Here is a 17931-nt window from a genome sequence, read left to right on the forward strand (position 1 = left end):
CCGCCGCGGCGACCGCGCGACAAGAGCGGGATGGGGGTCAAAGAGGTCTTCGCAGATACCGTGTCGCTGGCGCTGCCGCCGCGCTGTCCGGGTTGCGGCGCGGTGGTGAGGGGCGACCACAATTTCTGCGCGGCGTGCTGGGATTCGCTCGATTTCCTCGGCGAACCGTGGTGCGCGATGTGCTGCGCGCCGTTCGAGGTCGACCGCGGGCCCGACGCGCAATGCGGAGCGTGCCTCGCCAAGCCACCAGCGCATGCCGGCGCGCGCGCCGCGGTCGCTTATGGCCCGGTGGCAAAGACCGTCGCGTTACGGCTCAAATATGGCGGCCGGCTCGCCTTCGCGACAACGGCGGCGCGGCTGATGGCGCGACACATGCCTAAGGACGCGACCCTGTTGGTGCCGGTTCCGCTGCATCGCTGGCGGTTATGGGGCAGGGGGTTCAACCAGGCCGCGCTGATCGCCGACGCCTTGTCGGCGGCAAGCGGCGTCCCGCATGATCCGTTGTTGTTGCGCCGCCCGAAGCGAACGCCCGCACTGCGCGGAATGAACCCCCGCCAGCGTCGCGCCGCGGTTCGCGCCGCATTCACTGTCGAACGCCGGATAGAGGAGGGGCACGTCATATTGGTCGATGATGTCTATACTAGCGGCGCGACCGCCGACGCCTGCACGCGCGCGCTGCTCAAGGCGGGTGCCGGCAAGGTCACCGTTCTGTGTTGGGCTCGGGTGCTCGGCGACACGTCCGATTGACAAGCCGCGCAGCGCTCTCCACCTCTCTCGGACTATGGCCAAGGTAGAAGTCTACACCAAGGCGTGGTGCCCTTATTGCGTGCGAGCGATGAAGTTGCTCGAATCGAAGGGCATCGAGCCGATCGAATATGATGTCACGATGGGTGGCCCCAAAAAGGCCGAGATGATCGACCGCTCCGATGGTCGCATGACGATGCCCCAGATATTCATCGACGGAAAGCATATCGGTGGGTCGGACGATCTTGCCGCGCTCGACGCGCGCGGAGGGCTCGACCCGCTGCTCGCGACATGACCTCCGCAGGAAAAATCGCCGTTCTTCAGATGACGAGCGGGATCGATCTCGCCGCGAATCGGGCGACGATGGTCGATGCGGTCGCGACCGCCGCGGCGGGTGGCGCGACGATGCTGTTCACGCCGGAAGTGTCCGGACTGGTCGACCGAAATCGCGAGCGTGCGGCGCCGAACCTGTTCAGTGAGGCGGACGACCCCGTGCTGGCGGCGATGCGCATGGCGGCTGCCGATCGCGGCATCTGGGTGCATATCGGGTCACTGCTGATCCGCCGCGACGACGGCAAGCTGGCCAATCGCGGCTTCGTGATCGATGCGGCGGGCGAGATCCGAGCCCGATACGACAAGCTTCATATGTTCGACGTCGACCTGCCGACCGGCGAGAGCTGGCGCGAATCCGCATCCTATACGCCGGGCGAGGGTGCCGTGGTGGTGACGACGCCGGTCGGCCGCCTGGGCATGTCGATCTGTTATGACATGCGCTTTCCCGATCTCTATCGCGCGCTGACCAACGCCGGGGCGACGATCCTTGCGATGCCCGCGGCGTTCACCCGACCCACCGGCGCGGCGCATTGGCATGTGCTGCTGCGCGCGCGCGCGATCGAGGGCGCCTGTTTCGTCGTCGCCGCCGCGCAAACCGGCGTGCACGAGGATGGCCGCGCGACTTATGGCCATTCGCTCGTGATCGATCCCTGGGGAGAAGTGCTGCTCGACATGGGCGAGGCGCCTGGACTGGGCTTTGCCGAAATCGATCCGGCCTTGCAGGAAGACGTGCGGGCACGCGTCCCCGCGCTCAAGCACCGGCGTTCGATTCCCGAGGTGGTGCGGGCATGATCGTGTTCGACCTCAAATGCGGCGCCGGCCACGTGTTCGAGGCCTGGTTCGGCTCGTCGTCGGACTATGACGATCAGCGAGCGCGTGGCCTGGTCAGCTGTCCGATGTGTGGCAATAGCGGGATCGAAAAGGCAGTGATGGCGCCCAATGTCGCTGCCAAGGGCAATCGCCAGGCCGAAGCCACCCCCGCCGCAGTGAAGGCGGCGATGGCGACGTTGGCCAAGGCACAGCAACAGGCGCTCGCCAATTCCGAATGGGTTGGCACCGCCTTCGCCTCGCGAGCCCGGGCGATGCATTCGGGCGAGGAAGACCATGCGGCGATCCATGGCCAGGCCTCGATCGAAGAGGCCAAGGCGCTCGCCGACGACGGCGTCCCGGTCGCGCCCTTGCCCTTTCCGGTCGTCCCGCCCGAAGCCTGCAATTGACCCGTTCACTCGCGCTCGGTACCAGACCGGGCGTGGTTCCGTAGCTCAGCTGGACAGAGCGCCACTTTCCTAAAGTGGGCGTCGGGGGTTCGAGTCCCTCCGGGACCACCAATCACTTTCGAGTTCGGTTTGTGAGGCTCTGCAGGTTTGCCGATGGTCTGAACAATCAGACGACTCAGTTGTGGACGTGTACCGCAAACGGCATGTCGGGAGCCGATATATGAGAATGGTCTTGTGCTTGCTGCTTGGCCTGATCGCGATGTTCTTCGCATTTATCGGTACAACGATGCCATTGAGGCTCCCCGCGCAGGCTGCGAACGACCGGGCGTACTACGAGCAGTTCAAAGATGCGGCAGCCTCGATTGAAAAAAATCAGCAGGTACCTGCGGAGGAGGTCCTTCGTAGGATTCAGCCGTTCCAAAGCTACCCTTATATTCAATCGTCACCCACGATGCCTCTCGATTGTAACCCGTCGTTTAGGAAGGCTCCGACTGACCGCCTGATACTGTCGTTTTGGCGCGGCGAGTGGACGGAGTGCTATGCGATACCCTCAGGACGAACTACCTTGCCCATGAGTGTTTCGGCATATCTGCTATCCGGTCTGGGCATCAGTCTTGCCCTTTACTGGTTGTTTGCTGTGGCCGCGGCTTGGGGAGCGATTCGCTTGCGCCCAAGAAGAAGCGGTTAAATGTTGCCTAGGCCGAACGGCAGCTAAGACCCGAACTCGGACATTCACCAGGGCGAAAAGGTTTGGCCACGTTTCGGGGGTTATCCCGGCGCAATCGTCCGAAGACAAGCCATGCTGGCTACGGCCGCTGCCGCTGCGCGAGCCCGCGCTTCCAGCGCGATCGCAATTCGCCGGGGCGCGCGGGATAGCGTTCGTCGAGAAACTGCGCGGCGACGATGCGGTCGGTGCGGAAGTGGCGGAAATCCTGGCGCAGTTCGCACCAGGCGGCGATCACCCGCGCCTGGTCGAAGAAACCGATGATGACGGGCCAGATCACCCGATCGCTGACCGCTCCGCGTTCGTCACGATAGTCGATGCGGATCTTGCGGCCCTCGCGGATCCAGCTGCGGGCAATTCCCAGGTCGATCGCGTCGGGCGCGGCCTTTGATCGCGGCGGCGTGCCGATCGAGGGATCGGCGATGAATGGCCGCAGTCGCTCGGGCACTACGGAGGTTATCTTGGCGATCAAGTCGCGCGCGGCTGCTGCCAGCGCCGGGTCGCCGCGTCCGGCCACCCATTGCGCGCCGAGCACGGCCGCCTCGATCTCGTCGGGCGTGAGCATCAGTGGCGGCATGTCGAATGCGTCGTCGAGGATGTAGCCGAAACCGGCTTCGCCGCGGATCGGCACGCGCTGGCCGATCAGGTCGGCGACGTCGCGATAGATCGTTCGGACAGAGACTTCGATCTCGGCCGCGATGTCCTGCGCGGTGATCGGGCGTGATGACCGCCGCAGGATCTGGATGATCTGGAACAGCCGATCGGCACGACGCATGACGAAATCTACACCCCCCACTTCCTACTGACAGGATGCTGTCAGGAGGGTGCACTTACAAGCCTTTTCATCGGGCGCGGCGATTTGGCCGCTGCTTCGAAGCGAAGGAGCCGCCGTTATGATTACTCTCTACCACGCCCCGCAATCGCGATCGTCGCGCATGATCTGGCTGCTCGAGGAATTGGGCGTGCCCTATGAGATCCGCCCGGTATCGATCTTTCGGCCGATGACCGGCGAAGGCGTTGGCGATCCCGCCAATCCGCACCCCGACAAGCGCGTGCCCGCGATCGAGCATGACGGTGCATTGGTCGCCGAATCGGTCGCGATCCTGCAATATCTCACCGATGCTTTTCCGAACGCCGGGCTCGGACCGCGTATCGGGACGCCGGAACGCGGCGCTTACCTCACCTGGCTCGCCTGGTATGCCGCCGAAATGGAGCCGGCGATGTTCGCTGCGATGCTGGGCGAACTGGGCGGCGCGCCGCGCAAGCAGCGCAGCTATGATGCAGTCGTCGCCAGGCTGGAGCGGGCGCTCGCGGATGGCCCCTATGTGATGGGCGATGATTTTTCGGGTGCCGACTTGCTGATCAGCAGCGCAATGACATTCGCCCGCCACGCTTTCCCACCGAGCGCGGCTATCGACGCCTATATCGAACGGTGCCGCGCGCGACCGGCGGCGGAGCGGGCCGGACCGCTGGATGACGCGTCGGGCATTCAGATCGTGATGACGGCGGAGACCGTCGCGGCCTGAACGCCTTTCCGACAGCAAAAAGGGCGTCGCGCGGTCTCCCGCGCGGCGCCCTTCAGGTCATAGGTCCGACTTACGCCTTGACGTGCTTCGAGATGTACTTGTTCATCTCGAACATCGTGCACTTGTCGGTGCCGAACACCTTCTTCAGCTTGTCGTCGGCCAGAATCTCACGCTTGTTGGCGGGATTCTGAAGGTTGTTCTTCTTGATGTGGTCCCACACCTTGCTGATCACCTGGCTGCGCGGCAGCGGCGCCGTCCCCACGATCGCGCCCAGCTCGGGCGACGGGGTGACGGGCGCGTGAATTCCGCCGGTCTTGGGTGCAGTAGCCATTGCATTCCTTCCTGTTCATTTGGCCGGTGTTCCGGCCCCAGACTCGTTACGCCTCATGGAGCGCGCGCCTCTTGTGCGCTGCCTTTTTGCGCTTGTCACGCCTTAGGATAGCGCGCGGAGTGACTTTTGACGCCGATATGACATGACCACGATCGGCAGGGCGCTGGTTTGCGCCGGCTCGGCGGGGCGATGAGGGGTGCCGGTGCCAGATCCCGGAACGCGCGATAGTCGGTGTCCGATGCTGTCTCCGCGTATCGTTTCCCGACCCTCCCAACCGCTCGCGCGGCGGCTCGCGCGCGGGCAACGCATACGGTCGTCGAATTCAGGGTATGCTGAAGGTTGCCCCCGCCGCGCGAGCGGTTAGAAGCGGGCGCGACAATTAGGGAGCCGATACCGATGAAGACCCGCGCCGCCGTCGCCTTCGAAGCGAAGAAACCGCTGGAGATTGTCGAGGTCGACCTGGACGGTCCCAAAGCGGGCGAAGTGCTGGTCGAGATCATGGCGACGGGCATTTGTCACACCGACGCCTACACGCTCGATGGTCTTGATTCTGAAGGGATTTTTCCGTCGATCCTCGGTCATGAAGGCGCCGGTATCGTGCGCGAGGTCGGTCCTGGCGTGACCAGCGTGAAGCCCGGCGACCACGTCATCCCGCTCTACACGCCCGAATGCCGGCAGTGCAAAAGCTGCCTGTCGGGCAAGACCAACCTGTGCACGGCGATCCGCGCGACCCAGGGCAAGGGGCTGATGCCCGACGGCACGACTCGCTTTTCGTATAAGGGGCAGCCGATCTTTCATTATATGGGTTGCTCTACCTTTTCGAATTTCACCGTGTTGCCCGAGATCGCGGTGGCGAAGATTCGCGAGGACGCGCCGTTCCAGACGAGCTGCTATATCGGCTGCGGCGTGACCACCGGCGTGGGTGCCGTGGTGAAGACGGCGAAGGTCCAGGCCGGCGACAATGTAATCGTGTTCGGATTGGGTGGAATCGGCCTCAACGTCATCCAGGGCGCCAAAATGGTCGGCGCGGACAAGATTATCGGCGTCGATCTCAACGACTCGAAAGAGGAATGGGGGCGGCGATTCGGCATGACCGACTTCGTCAATCCGAAGAAAGTGGAGGGCGACCTGGTCGCGCACCTGGTCGCGATGACCGATGGCGGTGCCGATTATACGTTCGACGCGACCGGCAATACCGACGTCATGCGCGTCGCGCTCGAGGCGTGCCATCGCGGCTGGGGCACCAGCATCATCATCGGCGTGGCTGAGGCCGGCAAGGAAATCTCGACGCGCCCATTCCAGTTGGTCACCGGACGCAACTGGCGCGGCACCGCATTCGGCGGCGCCAAGGGCCGCACCGACGTGCCCAAGATCGTCGACTGGTACATGCAGGGCAAGATCGCGATCGATCCGATGATCACCCACGTGCTCAAGCTCGACGAGATCAACAAGGGGTTCGACCTGATGCATGCGGGCGAGAGCATCCGCAGCGTCGTGGTCTTTTAAAAAAAACATATTCATCTGGGGAGGATAACGCCATGTTTTCGCACATGATGGTCGGCAGCAACGACCTCGATCGATCGAAGAAATTCTACGACGCGCTGTTCGGCGCGGTCGGTGGGAAAGAGGCCATCGTCGATCCCAAGGGCCGGCTGATGTATTTGCACAATGGCGGCATCTTCATGGTCACCGCGCCGATCGACGGCGCGCCCGCTTGCCACGCCAATGGCGGTACGATCGGCTTCGCGATGGAAACGCCCGAACAGGCGGATGCTTGGCATGCCGCTGGCGTCGCCAATGGCGGCGTCGCGATCGAGGAGGATCCTGGCGTTCGCGAAGGGGCCGGTATGAAATTGTACCTCGCCTATCTGCGCGATCCCGACGGCAACAAGCTGTGCGGGCTTCACCGGCTTGGCTGATCGCGTGTCGCTGACCGTCAAATCGACCAATCGCGCCTTCGGTGGCGTCCAGGGCGTGTATGAACACGCCTCGGCCGCCACCGGCACGCCGATGACCTTTTCGGTGTTCGTGCCGGAGCATGAGGCAGGCGCGCGGCTACCGGTGCTCTGGTATCTGTCGGGGCTGACCTGCACGCACGCCAATGTCACCGAAAAGGGCGAGTTTCGCCGCGCCTGCGCCGAACATGGCGTGATTTTCATCGCCCCCGACACCAGCCCGCGCGGCAACGATGTGCCTGATGACGAGGCTTATGATTTCGGCAAGGGCGCGGGCTTCTATGTCGACGCGACCGAGGCGCCCTGGTCGGCCAATTTCCGGATGCGGTCCTATATCGAGGACGAACTCCCGGCGCTGATCGCGGCCGAGTTCGCTATGGCCGACATGGCGCGCCAAGGCATCACCGGCCATTCGATGGGCGGACACGGCGCGCTGACGATCGCCTTGCGCAACACGGGGCGCTTCCGCAGCGTGTCGGCCTTCTCGCCGATCGTGTCGCCGCTTCATTGCCCCTGGGGTGCAAAGGCGCTGGGCGGTTATCTCGGTGCCGATCGCGCCGATTGGCGGCCCTATGATGCCTGTGCGCTAATCGACGACGGCGCGCGCGTGTCAGACATCCTGGTCGATCAGGGCGATGCCGACGCGTTTCTCGCCGACCAGCTCAAACCCGAATTGCTGGCGGACGCCTGCCATCGCGCCGGGATCGACCTGACGCTGCGGATGCAGGTGGGCTATGATCACAGTTATTACTTCATCTCGACCTTCATGGCCGATCATATCGCCTGGCACGCCGCCCGGCTGGGCTAAATCTTGCCGGCGAAGCAGAGCAAATTGCCGTTCGGGTCGGCGACGATGAATCGGCTTGTATCCTAGTTCAAGAAAAGATTCCGCGAGCAAACCTCTAAAACGAGAAGTCGAGCGGCAGCTAATTCTCCGGGGGAGAAGAGCAACAAAAAGTTTATTCTGGTATTTTTGGCATACCCTTGGCAGCTCTATAATATCCTCTGTATGTGAAATAGCACAATGCCCAACAGGAAAAGAATATAATGTCGAAAATTATTTCTATAGCAGAAAATGTTTCACTTTGTGTTGTAAAATAACTCAAAATTGGCTTGTGCGAATACGCAAATGATACGCAGAGTATTAGCTGACATAAAATGTAATTGTATTTGCTGTACATTATAGAATACCTATCAGCAAAGTTTCTTCAACTTATCTTGATATTTTTGGATGGCTTTGCCAGCATAGACACCAATAATAGCGCCTCCGATTGCGCCAACGACACCTCCGGCACGTCCCGCGCGCGCTCCGATAAGCGCTCCTCTTTCCGCGACTACGATCGACCCTTCTTCTGCTGTCCATGAAGATCGCATTACTTGTGAGGCGTAGCCTGTCGCAATAGCACCTATTTTATTGCCCACGAGCCCAGTGCCAATTCCAAGGAGGATTTGAGCGGGATCGCCACCGACATTGTCAACAATACTCTTGCAAGTTGCGGTCCCGAAAGACTGCAAAAACGTGGGGGTGCCACGTTGTCCAGTCCTCGGTAAAGTTCTTCCAGCCCTTGCTCCGTGCACTACTATATCATGATCATTGGACTCTTCATTGTTCGTATCGGGATCTTCATCCGTCCGACTTCTCGTGCCGTTAACAAGGATGTCAGATAAGTTCGTCCCCTTGATCGCCTGGCTTAGCGTGGAGCCGGCAGCGGCCGGTGGTGGGGAGGGACCAAATGTCGCGACGCCCAAAGACCGAATTCCCGTTATGACGATTTGTGGGCCGCCATCGTCTTTCGGAGCGGCTGCGCCGGGGTTAATGTCCAGGTAATTCTGGTCCGTGCCGCTTGGATCGCTGTTATTGACCGGGTCGCCGCCGACATAATTATACCAATTCATCCCATCGCCATACCCGATCGGGTCGGTCTGCATGAACCGCCCGATCGTGGGACAGTAGAACCGGGCCTTGTAGTACCAGCAGCCAACCTGCGGGATCCACACCTGTCCGGTGAAGCCGTACTTGCCGAATTGCGACCACGGGATGCCATATTCGTCGTAACTGTTGATCGAGAGTAAAGTGCCCGCGGCATTCACCACCGACGTGATCGACCCCCGCTCATCCGCTTGCAGCGATCGCCGATCGCTCAGGGTCGAGCCTTCATACCAGACCAGCGGATTGTCCTCGCCTGCGCCAAGCACATAGCGCTTCGACAGAGTCGCACCGTCATATTCGGCGATCCGTTGGTCGCCGTCATATAGGACGGTCTTCGTCGCCGACCCCTGGATCGACCCATAATAGCGCCCCAGGGGATCATAGAGCAGCGTCGCGCCGCCGCCGAACGTCGTCGCGACCATTCGATTCTCTGAGTCGTACGTGTAGCTCGTAGTCCCGTCCGACGTGAGGTTGCCCTTCGCATCGTATCCGAACGTCGCGCCGCCCGCCGTCGCATATTGATTCAGACCGTTCGCCGTGTAGTTGCGTGCTACATTCGTCGCGCCCGGCCAGGAATAGGCGTTGTTAGACCGCGTCGTGGACGTGATCTGCGACGCGGAATTATAGGCGAAGCCGAGCGTCAGGTCATTGGCCGTGCCGGCAAGGTCGGACACGAGAGATGTCAGCCGCGATGCGTTGTCATAGCCGTAGCTGGTGACCACACCGTTGCTGCTAGTCAGCGAGGTCCGCCGGCCGAGATCGTCATAAGCATACGTCCCGAGCGTCGTTGCCCCATTTTCCTTGACCGTCGTCATCTCGCCGGTGACCAGATAATCATAGGTCACGTAGATAAGGTCAGGCCAGGTCAGCCGCGTCCGACGTCCCGCGATATCATACTGATAGCCGACCGTGCCGAGCGGCCCCGTTTGGGTAAGGTTGCGACCGAGCGCGTCATAGGTGAAGCTTAGCGTCTGCGCCGAGGTCGCGGCGCTCGTCAGCCGCCCGAGCAAGTCGTAGCCGTACGTTACGTCTGGCTCGGTGCCCGGCAGGTCCTTGGTCTGCAGCCGGTTCAGATTGTCGTAGGTATAGTTGATCGTCGATGTCGCGCCGCGCAGCAGACGGCTGGTGAGGTTGCTGTTGGCGTCATAGCCCAGCTGCTCGTAGTCCGTTCCCGAACTCGTGCCCGAGCCTTTGGTGGTCGAAGGATAGCTGATTTTCGACAGCCGATCGAATCCGTCATAAGTATAGGTAGTTTTATTGTTATTGGCATCGGTAAGCGTCGCGACCTGCCCGTTATCGGTATAGGTCGTGGTTGCATCGTCGGACGCGTCCGCTGTTCCATAAGCAGAAGTCGTCTTTGTGACGCGGTCAGCGTTGTTGTAGGTCATCTTGGTGATGCGATCTGCGTCGCCGGTACCGGTCGTCGCCGTGCAGGCCGAGGGTAGCGAGCCATAAGTGCTCGGTTTCATCCGCACCGCCGTGCAGTCTAACCGGCCATCGGCGTCATAGCTGTACTGCGCGAGGCTGTATGTCGTGCCACCGCCGCTGATGCTGTCAGTCGCTTTTCGCGCGTTGGCATCGTAGGTCGTGGCTTGCTGTTGCAGCGATACGAACGCCGACCAGTCGGTGTCGGTGGTGCCGTTCACCGTTCCGGCCTCGACGAGGGTCGGCTGTCCGTTATTGTTGTAGGTCGTTCTGATCGCGCGTCGCTTGAGCGCGCCGGCACCATCAGGGTCCGGCGAAATCGCTCCAACGCGCTCTCGATCGACGTCATAGCGATAAGTTACCGTGTCGCTGTTACCAGCGAGAGGGCCGTCGATACTGGCTACATTGCCAACATCGTCATAGGTGAACGCGGTGGTTGCGCTCAGCGACCCGTCTCCGGCGGCATCCGTCTGCGCGGTTAATGTCAAATTATTCGTGGTGCCATTTCCGGCATAAGCGAGGGTCGTTCGCGTTTCGTCAGCCGTGCCGGTGCAACTTGCTAACGTTCGACAAGTGGAAATCGACGTCCGCTTGTAGGTCGGGAAACCCGAGGCGACAATCGCGCCGACACTGTTCTTATACGATCCCTGCAAAGCGGTGTAACCGTACCGCGTTTGTGGGCTCACACCGCCCGTGCTAGCGGCAGGCAAAGTAGCGGTAAGTACACCTCCATGAGTGGCATCATAGGTGAATGTGGTGGTATTGCCCTTGGCATCAACGGCCGTAAGAGGTTGGTTGCATGTAAGGGCGTTGGTGCAACTACTGGGATAAGTCGCTGAGGTCACGATGTTGGCAAGTCCCGAACCGGGTTTGGCCGCTTCGGTAACGCTAAGGAGGTTGCCTCGCCCATCGTATCCGTAGGTTTTGGTATCACCTTCTGGGTTACGCACAGACGTCAAACGCCCGGCGACATCATAACCATAGTCCGTTTGGTGGGATAGCGGATCTATCACACTGGTAATTCGGCCGGAATTCGCCACGAAATTCGCCGCTTTATAAGTGACACTCGCGCCGGTCGGGTTCGTCCTGACGATGGTGCGTCCGGAAACGATTAGAAATCCTTGATCGGCGCCCGTATAGGTGTCGGTAGTATTATAGTTGTATGTCACACCATCGTTGGTGATAGAGGTCACTCTATCCGGATTGTTAGAATCTCCGTAGGTAACGGAGGTAGAATTACTGCTATCGCCTGGTCGACGAATGCCGATAATCCTATTGTAATAGGACGGAGAAACAAAATATTGGTTTAAGGTATAAGTCGTCGTTCTTCCCATTGCGTCGGAGACGTTAACATACCAAGGGTCGCCGTATTGCGCGGGCGGACTGGAATAGACGTATGACAGTCTAGGAAGATTCGTTGGCGGAGTAGAGCAGTGATCAGCCTGAGGATCGCAATAGCTCGTTGCTAGATTGTATCCAGTAACGCTTTGAATTCTGTTATAATCCGTATCGCTGCTAAGCGAAAATGAGGGAGTATCATTTACATATTCGAACTTCAATTCGTAGCCGTTGCTGCTAACGGCGCCAGAGATTCTATGTCCGATGTCAAAATAATAAGGCGCTGTTCCCGGATTGACCTTATAATATAAAGTTATATGTTCGCCGGAAGGTTTAATAACTGCGCTTGCTATAAATTGATGGCCTGATGATCCGGCATTACATCCACAAGTTATGTCTCTATCGAATACTATCTTAGTACCATCTTTAAGGGCGATGATGTATCCTGAACCAGAAGGGGTGACGGTCTTTCCTGAATCGGAGGAGTCGAGGTATTTCGTTCCATCCCAATAAAAGTTCACTCTATTCTTGCCGATCACGCCCAATATCGAGCCAAAGTTCCGATATTCCGGACTGGCATATGGAGGGGCAGCGGAGAGCTCAAAGTTATAATTGTGAACCCATGCCCCGTTAGTCCAAGTTCTTTCAAAAGTCAGGCCCGTGTCTGCGTCCCCAATGGTAAGGGATTCCGCCTGTTTCTGGTAGCTTGTCGACAGAAGATCGAAGCCTTGATCATCAGCTATCAGTTCATCAGGTACTGATGGTAGGGAGGTAGTTTGAGCCCACGACGGTGCCGCAAGGCATCCTCCCGCTAACGCAGTCGATGCGAGAATTACGCGCGCGAACTTATGGCCGAACATCGTTCGTCCTCCCCAGTTAGCTTAATAAAGGTTGAAAGCGAGAAAGCCGCCCGTGCTATTATGGCGCGCCGGTCACGTTCACATTGACGCGGTTATCTGCCTTGTCGAAGCTGTAATTCGAAACGACGTTGTTGTTGACCGAGCCGGTATGCGCGACCTTTACCAATCGTCCTTTGGCATCGTAGGTGTAATTGACCGTCTCCGAGGCACCGGCCATGCCGGTCGCCATCGCGGCGAGCGCCATCGAGCCGACGCAGACAGTCAGCGCCGTAGCTAGTCGAGCCATGATTGCCCCCTGATTCGGAACTGGAATAAGTTGCTCTAGATTACTTCGATTGGCAATTGGCGAAACGAAGTAAATCCAAAATTTCGTATTCATTTCGGATAGATGCAATCTTGCACCATCGAATAGGCTCGAAAGGTAACAGTGCGGCCATATTGCCGATGCCCGCCGCAGGCATGTCAGGACAGCCGGAGGCGGGGATAGAAATAAGAAAGGCCCCGGATTAACCGGGGCCTGAGGTAATGGGTGCTGCGCCGTCAGACGTAAGCGGCGGTGCTGTTTCCGCTTCCCGTCAGAACTTGAAGCCGGCGGCGATGCCGTAACGGCGCGGTTCGAGGGTGAAGGCGTTGGTGAACAGACCCGATGACTGGTCGGTCACGTAGAGGCCGGTGATCGCGTTGTTATCGGCCAGGTTCTGGACGAACGCGCGGACGTAGAATTTGTCGCTCGGCCCGTTCAGCTGGAGCTGGGCGTTGATCACCTCATAGCCCTGGATGCGGTTGACGTTGTTGTTGAAGATGCTGCCGTAATAGCCGCCGGTATAGGCCAGGTCGACGCGCGGGGTGATGTTCCAGTCATTGCCCAGCTGACCGGTCCACTGAATGCCCGCCGAGAATTTGTAGTGCGGCGACTGCGGCAGTTCGTTCCCCTTGATGTTCACGGCGACGCCCGACGGAAGCACGGTTACTGCTGGCGACGCTGCAGAAGCGGCCAACAATATATCGCAAACGCTGAACGCACCAGTCGTGCCGCCCATGCCCGGGATCGGCGTGGTGCCCTGGAAATTGCCCGGTTGGGCCGGGATACCCTGGGCCGCGAACAAGCCAGCGTTGATTGCCGTGTTCACGCCATTCACGAAGCCGTTCGAGATCGCCGCGTTGCCCGAATTCGATACCACGGCGCAGTTCGAGCCGTTGGTGACGTCCTTGATGATCACCGCGTCGGCGCGGCCGCCCGACGGATCCTGCGGGTTGCTGAGGAACTTGTCGTTGGAAACCTTGGTATGCAGGTAGCTCGCCGTCAGGTTGATCAGCACCGAATTGCTCGGCTTGATGATCGCTTCCGCCTCGGCGCCGTAGATATCGGCATCGACATTGTCGTTGACCGAGGTGCGCGCGACGATGCGGCTCAACTGGAGCTGCTTGTACTGGTAATAGAAAGCAGTGAGGTTGAGGCGGAGCGTGCCGCCCAGGAAGGTATTCTTCGACCCGATTTCGAACGCGTTGACCGTTTCCGGCCCGAACGTCAGCGGGACGCTGAACCCAGCCGCCAGCGACGGATTGAGGCCGCCCGATTTATAGCCGCGCGAATAGGATGCGTAGAGCAGGTTGCGCGAGGTGATCTGCCAATCGAGCACCGCGCGGCCGGTCAGACGCCCGAAACTGACATTGTTGATTGCCAGCGGCTGGTTGCCCGCACGTAGCGGATCGGCATCGTAGCAAGAGAAACCCGGCGACGAATAGGCATTGGCCGCGCCCACCGGAACCGCGCAGTTCAGCAAGTTCGTGCGCGACTGATAGTCCTTTTCGTCATGGTTGTAACGCAAGCCGCCGGTCAGCTTCACCTTGTCGCTGAAGTTCACATAGGCTTCCCCGAAGAAGCCGTAGCTCTTCAGATGGTAGAATTCGGAGTCGTTGCGATAGAAGGGCGTGCCGAGGACATTGCCGCCTCCCCCGCCGAGCAGACCCGCCGCATAGTCGAGCGCGAACGAGTTCACATAATAGCTGTTGTCAGTGACCTTATAGTCGAGATAGCCGGCACCGGCCAGGAAGTTGAACGGTCCGTCGAGCTTCGACGAGATGATGCCTTCTGCGAACCATTGTTTGCCGCTCGCGGTCGAACGGTCGAAGTCGAGGCTGGTCGAAGCGCAGACCTTGTGGCCGCTATAGACGCCGGTGCCGGTCGGTTCGGCAAGCGATTGGCAGAGGGTCGAGGTGTTGCCGTTGGGCAGCAGGATATTGCGGATCGCTTGGTAGCCCGGGCCGTAGAAGCCGGCGCCCGCAAGGGTATTGAACGCGTTGAGGCCGGGGTTGGTCGCGTAGGAGCGCTCGATGCCGACGTTATAGTCGACCGACGAGTCGGTCATGCCTTCGGTATAGCCGCCATCCAGCTTGAACAGCGCCTTTCCGAAATCCTGCGAGAAGTTGACCAGGACCTGCTTCTCATTGGTTTTGAACGTCGGCAGCGAGTCGATGTTGACCGTGCGCATGTCGGCCGGGTTGACGTAGCCGGTGTAGCTGTCGCCGTCCGAACCATAGACACTGCCCAGCGCGAAACCGGCGAGCGGCGCGGTCGAGGTGCGCAGCCTGAGGAACTGGCTCGACGTCAGTACCGAGGCTAAAGTCGCGTCGCCATTGACCTGCTCGAACCCGAGCCGGTCGGGCAAGCAGCCCAGCACGCCGGTCGGGTCGCGATGGCAGAGTTGTTTCTGGATGCGCGAGCGATCGTCGTTTTCCTTGAAATAATGGGCGACGATGTCGAGCGTCGTGTTCGCGGTCGGCTGGAAGCGCAGCGATACACGGACGTCATACTGGTCGCGGCCATCGATGTTGCTGTTCGTGGACAGGTTCTTGGTGAAACCATCGCGGTTCAGGTAGTAACCCGCGACGCGGACACCGAAGATGTCGCCCAACGGTATGTTGAGCATGCCTTTGACGCGGACGCTGTTGTAATTGCCATATTCGACATCGCCCGAGGCGTGGATGCCCGACAGATCGGGCTTGGCAGTGATGAAATTGATCACGCCACCAGTCGCGTTGCGGCCGAACAGCGTGCCCTGCGGTCCGCGCAGCACTTCGATGCGCTCGACGTCGAAATATTCGTTCTGGAAGATCGGCGAGCCGAGCACTGGCACATCGTTCACGTGGATCGCGGTCGCGGCGTCGCAGGTGACGCCGACGCAGAGGTCGCCGATGCCGCGGATGTTGAACGACGATGACGAGGTGAAGTTGCCCTTGGTGAAGGTAATGTTCGGCAGCGTCAGCTGAAGATCGCTCGTCGTGTTGATCTGCTGTTCTCTCAGCGCCTCGGCGCTGAACGCCGACACCGCGATCGGCACGGTCTGCAGCGTCTCGGACTGGCGCTGGGCAGTGATGACGATGTCGGCGATCTGGTCCTGATCGTCAGCCTGCGGCGCAGCGACCGGCGCTGCGGGTGTGGGTGCATTTTGCGCCATGGCCGGCGTGGCTGCGATCAGCGCGATAGCCGACGCGGCAAGCAGTTCGAATTTCTTCATGGTACATCCCCTCATGCATTCGCCCCGATCTTATGCCGGTTGGCGTGGTTTCCGACGAACTGGCAAGAGCCTAGGTAGCTTGGTCTTGCGGCGTCAATGGGCTTCGGGCACGGAAAACGGCGGGTTTCCTAGTCTGTTGCTTAAAAGAAACAGTATGGACCATACCCAAGGCTCGATTTTGCGGCCCTGCCGTAACGTCACCCAGGTTTGAAAGACCGGATCGACAACCATGAATGACCATGACGATGATTTGAATGACGGCGACCTGGTGGCGGCCGCGCCGAAAATTCCGGTGCCTGACGAGGTGGCCGACGCGGTTCGCACCCTGATTCGCTGGGCCGGCGACAAACCCGATCGCGAAGGGCTGCTCGATACGCCGTTGCGCGTGGCGCGCGCGTGGAAGGAATATTGCGCAGGATACCAGGACGATCCCGCCTTGCATCTGAAGCGCGTGTTCGAGGAAGTCGGCGGCTATGACGACATCGTTTTGCTGAAGGACATTCCGTTCCAATCGCATTGCGAGCACCACATGGCGCCGATCATCGGCAAGGCGCATATCGCTTACCTGCCCAAGAACCATGTCGTGGGCATTTCCAAGCTGGCGCGCGTCCTGCACGGCTTCGCGCGGCGGCTGCAGGTTCAGGAACGGCTGACTGCCGAAGTCGCCGACTGCATCTGGGACAATCTGAAACCTCAGGGCGTCGCCGTGGTGATCGAGGCGAGCCATGCCTGCATGACCGCGCGGGGCGTCCGCACACCCGGCGTATCGATGGTGACCAGCCGGATGATGGGCGTGTTCCGCGATGATGAACGTAGCCGTCGCGAGATTCTGGCGCTGATGGACATGCAGGGCAGGGCGTGATCCGCACGGTCCTCGTCACCGGCGGCTCCCGGCGGATCGGGGCAGCGATCGTCCGCGCGCTGGCGGCGGCGGGGCACCGCGTGGTGATCCACCACCATCATCCGCACGACGAAGATGCCGTGTCGCTGGCGCAGGAACTCGATCCGTCGGGCGACCGCGTCGCGACGGTGGTCGGGGACCTCGCCGCGCCCGATGCCGCCTCGGCGATCCTCCGCGCCGCGCGCAACGCGACGGGCGGGCCGATCGACGGGTTGGTCAATTGCGCGTCGGTGTTCGAGTTCGACCGGCCGCCGCATTTCGATCCTGCCTTGCTGGCCCGGCTGACCGCGGTGAACCTCGCAGCCCCCGCGGCGCTGGCCTGTGCGCTGGCCGAACAGGACGAGTTGGAGGACGGTGCGGTGGTCAATCTGCTCGACCAGAAGGTCGCCAATCTCAATCCCGATTTCTTCAGCTACACGCTGACCAAGATCGCGCTGGAAGGCGCGACGACGATGCTCGCCCAGGCGCTGGCGCCGCGGGTGCGGGTCAACGCCATCTCGCCCGGCCTGACCTTGCCGAGCGGCGACCAGAGCGACGCGGAGTTCGAGAGCGTCGCTGACGAGAATCTGCTGCGTCGACCAGTGCCGATCGAGGAGATCGCGCGCGCGGTCGACTATCTGCTCACCACACCGGCGGTGACCGGGCACAATCTTTTCCTCGACAACGGCCAGCGGTTTCTCAAGCGACAGGGTGACGTCATGTTCTCGACACCGGGCCGCCGCGATGGCTGAGGCGACCTACACGATCCGGCTCGACGGGCTTGAAGTGCAGATGGGGCTCGGCATTCACGAGGCGGAGCTTGCCGGGCCGCAGCGTGTGTTGGTGTCGGTGGCGATGACCTGCGCCTATCCGGCGGTGCCCGAGGACCGCATCGAGGCGGTGGTCGATTACGACCATATCCGCGAAGGCGTGCTGGCGATCGCGGCCGGCGGGCACGTAATGCTGCAGGAAGTCCTGTGCGAGCGCATCGCGACGCTATGCTTTGCCGATCCGCGTGTCGTCGCAGTGACCGTGCAGTCGGCGAAACCCGACATTTATCCTGACGCGCGGATCGGCTGCGAGATCACCCGGACGCGCTGACCTGCTCACATGAGTCATCCCGGCCCCGTGCCGGGATCCAAACCTCCCC

General features: G+C 60.7%; 16 protein-coding genes and 1 tRNA gene. 12 read left to right on the forward strand and 5 right to left on the reverse strand.

What is annotated here, in order from left to right; all coding sequences use genetic code 11:
* The first annotated feature begins 30 nt into the window (after nucleotides 1-30).
* The 5 genes from AC1DQQ_RS12245 (at nucleotide 31) to AC1DQQ_RS12265 (ending at nucleotide 2405) form a co-directional block, all read left to right on the forward strand.
* Nucleotides 31-747 (forward strand): ComF family protein, encoded by a 717-nt coding sequence (locus AC1DQQ_RS12245; protein WP_478045354.1) that lies wholly within the window; start codon nucleotides 31-33, stop codon nucleotides 745-747.
* A 34-nt stretch (nucleotides 748-781) separates the two neighbouring features.
* Complete coding sequence (gene grxC / locus AC1DQQ_RS12250; RefSeq protein ID WP_478040805.1) at nucleotides 782-1039, forward strand: glutaredoxin 3; 258 nt, start codon at nucleotides 782-784, stop codon at nucleotides 1037-1039.
* Between the two features lie 29 nt (nucleotides 1040-1068).
* On the forward strand, nucleotides 1069-1869 hold the full coding sequence (locus AC1DQQ_RS12255) for a carbon-nitrogen hydrolase family protein (RefSeq protein ID WP_478040806.1): 801 nt from the start codon (nucleotides 1069-1071) through the stop codon (nucleotides 1867-1869).
* The gene (locus AC1DQQ_RS12260; RefSeq protein WP_478040807.1) at nucleotides 1866-2294 is read left to right on the forward strand and encodes a DUF1178 family protein; all 429 of its coding nucleotides are present in this window, start codon (nucleotides 1866-1868) and stop codon (nucleotides 2292-2294) included. The genes AC1DQQ_RS12255 and AC1DQQ_RS12260 overlap by 4 nt, the downstream gene beginning before the upstream one ends.
* A gap of 34 nt (nucleotides 2295-2328) precedes the next feature.
* Nucleotides 2329-2405: transfer RNA gene (locus AC1DQQ_RS12265), tRNA-Arg, on the forward strand.
* A gap of 695 nt (nucleotides 2406-3100) precedes the next feature.
* Here AC1DQQ_RS12265 and AC1DQQ_RS12270 read toward each other — a convergent pair.
* A complete protein-coding gene (locus AC1DQQ_RS12270) occupies nucleotides 3101-3793 on the reverse strand; it encodes a helix-turn-helix transcriptional regulator (protein WP_478040808.1) in 693 nt (230 codons plus the stop codon).
* Between the two features lie 118 nt (nucleotides 3794-3911).
* Between AC1DQQ_RS12270 and AC1DQQ_RS12275 the strand changes: the two genes are divergently transcribed.
* Nucleotides 3912-4544, forward strand: a complete 633-nt coding sequence (locus tag AC1DQQ_RS12275; RefSeq protein WP_478045355.1) for a glutathione S-transferase family protein — start codon at nucleotides 3912-3914, stop codon at nucleotides 4542-4544.
* A 70-nt stretch (nucleotides 4545-4614) separates the two neighbouring features.
* On the opposite strand, the gene AC1DQQ_RS12280 is transcribed toward AC1DQQ_RS12275, so the two are convergent.
* Nucleotides 4615-4875, reverse strand: coding sequence for an SWIB/MDM2 domain-containing protein (locus AC1DQQ_RS12280; RefSeq protein WP_478029981.1), 261 nt, complete (start codon nucleotides 4873-4875; stop codon nucleotides 4615-4617).
* 396 nt (nucleotides 4876-5271) lie between these two features.
* Here AC1DQQ_RS12280 and AC1DQQ_RS12285 point away from each other — a divergent pair, with 396 nt between their 5' ends.
* From AC1DQQ_RS12285 to fghA, 3 genes are read left to right on the forward strand one after another with little or no spacing between them, the layout of a single operon-like run.
* Nucleotides 5272-6381 carry an S-(hydroxymethyl)glutathione dehydrogenase/class III alcohol dehydrogenase gene (locus AC1DQQ_RS12285; protein WP_478040809.1) on the forward strand — a complete coding sequence of 370 codons (1110 nt, stop codon included), beginning with the start codon at nucleotides 5272-5274 and terminating at the stop codon, nucleotides 6379-6381.
* Between the two features lie 32 nt (nucleotides 6382-6413).
* Nucleotides 6414-6794: a VOC family protein gene (locus AC1DQQ_RS12290; RefSeq protein ID WP_478029983.1), complete on the forward strand. Its 381-nt coding sequence runs from the start codon at nucleotides 6414-6416 to the stop codon at nucleotides 6792-6794.
* A 10-nt stretch (nucleotides 6795-6804) separates the two neighbouring features.
* Nucleotides 6805-7638: an S-formylglutathione hydrolase gene (gene fghA, locus AC1DQQ_RS12295; RefSeq protein WP_478045538.1), complete on the forward strand. Its 834-nt coding sequence runs from the start codon at nucleotides 6805-6807 to the stop codon at nucleotides 7636-7638.
* Between the two features lie 386 nt (nucleotides 7639-8024).
* Here the strand turns inward: fghA and AC1DQQ_RS12300 are convergent, their stop codons facing one another.
* From AC1DQQ_RS12300 to AC1DQQ_RS12310, 3 genes are all read right to left on the reverse strand, one after another.
* Nucleotides 8025-12383: an RHS repeat domain-containing protein gene (locus tag AC1DQQ_RS12300; protein WP_478045356.1), complete on the reverse strand. Its 4359-nt coding sequence runs from the start codon at nucleotides 12381-12383 to the stop codon at nucleotides 8025-8027.
* A gap of 58 nt (nucleotides 12384-12441) precedes the next feature.
* A complete protein-coding gene (locus AC1DQQ_RS12305; protein WP_478045357.1) occupies nucleotides 12442-12669 on the reverse strand; it encodes a hypothetical protein in 228 nt (75 codons plus the stop codon).
* 289 nt (nucleotides 12670-12958) lie between these two features.
* The gene (locus AC1DQQ_RS12310) at nucleotides 12959-15901 is read right to left on the reverse strand and encodes a TonB-dependent receptor (protein WP_478045358.1); all 2943 of its coding nucleotides are present in this window, start codon (nucleotides 15899-15901) and stop codon (nucleotides 12959-12961) included.
* Between the two features lie 229 nt (nucleotides 15902-16130).
* Between AC1DQQ_RS12310 and folE the strand changes: the two genes are divergently transcribed.
* Genes folE through AC1DQQ_RS12325 form a run of 3 tightly spaced genes read left to right on the forward strand, consistent with a single transcriptional unit; the run spans nucleotide 16131 to nucleotide 17882 of the window.
* Nucleotides 16131-16763 (forward strand): GTP cyclohydrolase I FolE, encoded by a 633-nt coding sequence (gene folE, locus AC1DQQ_RS12315; protein WP_478029986.1) that lies wholly within the window; start codon nucleotides 16131-16133, stop codon nucleotides 16761-16763.
* Entirely contained in the window at nucleotides 16760-17533 is a 774-nt protein-coding gene (locus tag AC1DQQ_RS12320) for an SDR family oxidoreductase (RefSeq protein ID WP_478040811.1), read from the forward strand. Before folE ends, AC1DQQ_RS12320 begins: the two co-directional genes overlap by 4 nt.
* Nucleotides 17526-17882, forward strand: coding sequence for a dihydroneopterin aldolase (locus AC1DQQ_RS12325; RefSeq protein ID WP_478040812.1), 357 nt, complete (start codon nucleotides 17526-17528; stop codon nucleotides 17880-17882). Before AC1DQQ_RS12320 ends, AC1DQQ_RS12325 begins: the two co-directional genes overlap by 8 nt.
* Nucleotides 17883-17931: the final 49 nt, after the last annotated feature.

It is taken from the genome of Sphingomonas sp. P4_G3, assembly GCF_056401105.1.

Coding starts and splice junctions, on each gene's coding strand:
- AC1DQQ_RS12245 (WP_478045354.1), top strand. CDS start 31: ATGGGGGTCAAAGAGGTCTTCGCAGATACCGTGTCGCTGGCGCTGCCG.
- grxC (WP_478040805.1), top strand. CDS start 782: ATGGCCAAGGTAGAAGTCTACACCAAGGCGTGGTGCCCTTATTGCGTG.
- AC1DQQ_RS12255 (WP_478040806.1), top strand. CDS start 1,069: ATGACGAGCGGGATCGATCTCGCCGCGAATCGGGCGACGATGGTCGAT.
- AC1DQQ_RS12260 (WP_478040807.1), top strand. CDS start 1,866: ATGATCGTGTTCGACCTCAAATGCGGCGCCGGCCACGTGTTCGAGGCC.
- AC1DQQ_RS12270 (WP_478040808.1), bottom strand. CDS start 3,793: ATGCGTCGTGCCGATCGGCTGTTCCAGATCATCCAGATCCTGCGGCGG.
- AC1DQQ_RS12275 (WP_478045355.1), top strand. CDS start 3,912: ATGATTACTCTCTACCACGCCCCGCAATCGCGATCGTCGCGCATGATC.
- AC1DQQ_RS12280 (WP_478029981.1), bottom strand. CDS start 4,875: ATGGCTACTGCACCCAAGACCGGCGGAATTCACGCGCCCGTCACCCCG.
- AC1DQQ_RS12285 (WP_478040809.1), top strand. CDS start 5,272: ATGAAGACCCGCGCCGCCGTCGCCTTCGAAGCGAAGAAACCGCTGGAG.
- AC1DQQ_RS12290 (WP_478029983.1), top strand. CDS start 6,414: ATGTTTTCGCACATGATGGTCGGCAGCAACGACCTCGATCGATCGAAG.
- AC1DQQ_RS12300 (WP_478045356.1), bottom strand. CDS start 12,383: ATGTTCGGCCATAAGTTCGCGCGCGTAATTCTCGCATCGACTGCGTTA.
- AC1DQQ_RS12305 (WP_478045357.1), bottom strand. CDS start 12,669: ATGGCTCGACTAGCTACGGCGCTGACTGTCTGCGTCGGCTCGATGGCG.
- AC1DQQ_RS12310 (WP_478045358.1), bottom strand. CDS start 15,901: ATGAAGAAATTCGAACTGCTTGCCGCGTCGGCTATCGCGCTGATCGCA.
- folE (WP_478029986.1), top strand. CDS start 16,131: ATGAATGACCATGACGATGATTTGAATGACGGCGACCTGGTGGCGGCC.
- AC1DQQ_RS12325 (WP_478040812.1), top strand. CDS start 17,526: ATGGCTGAGGCGACCTACACGATCCGGCTCGACGGGCTTGAAGTGCAG.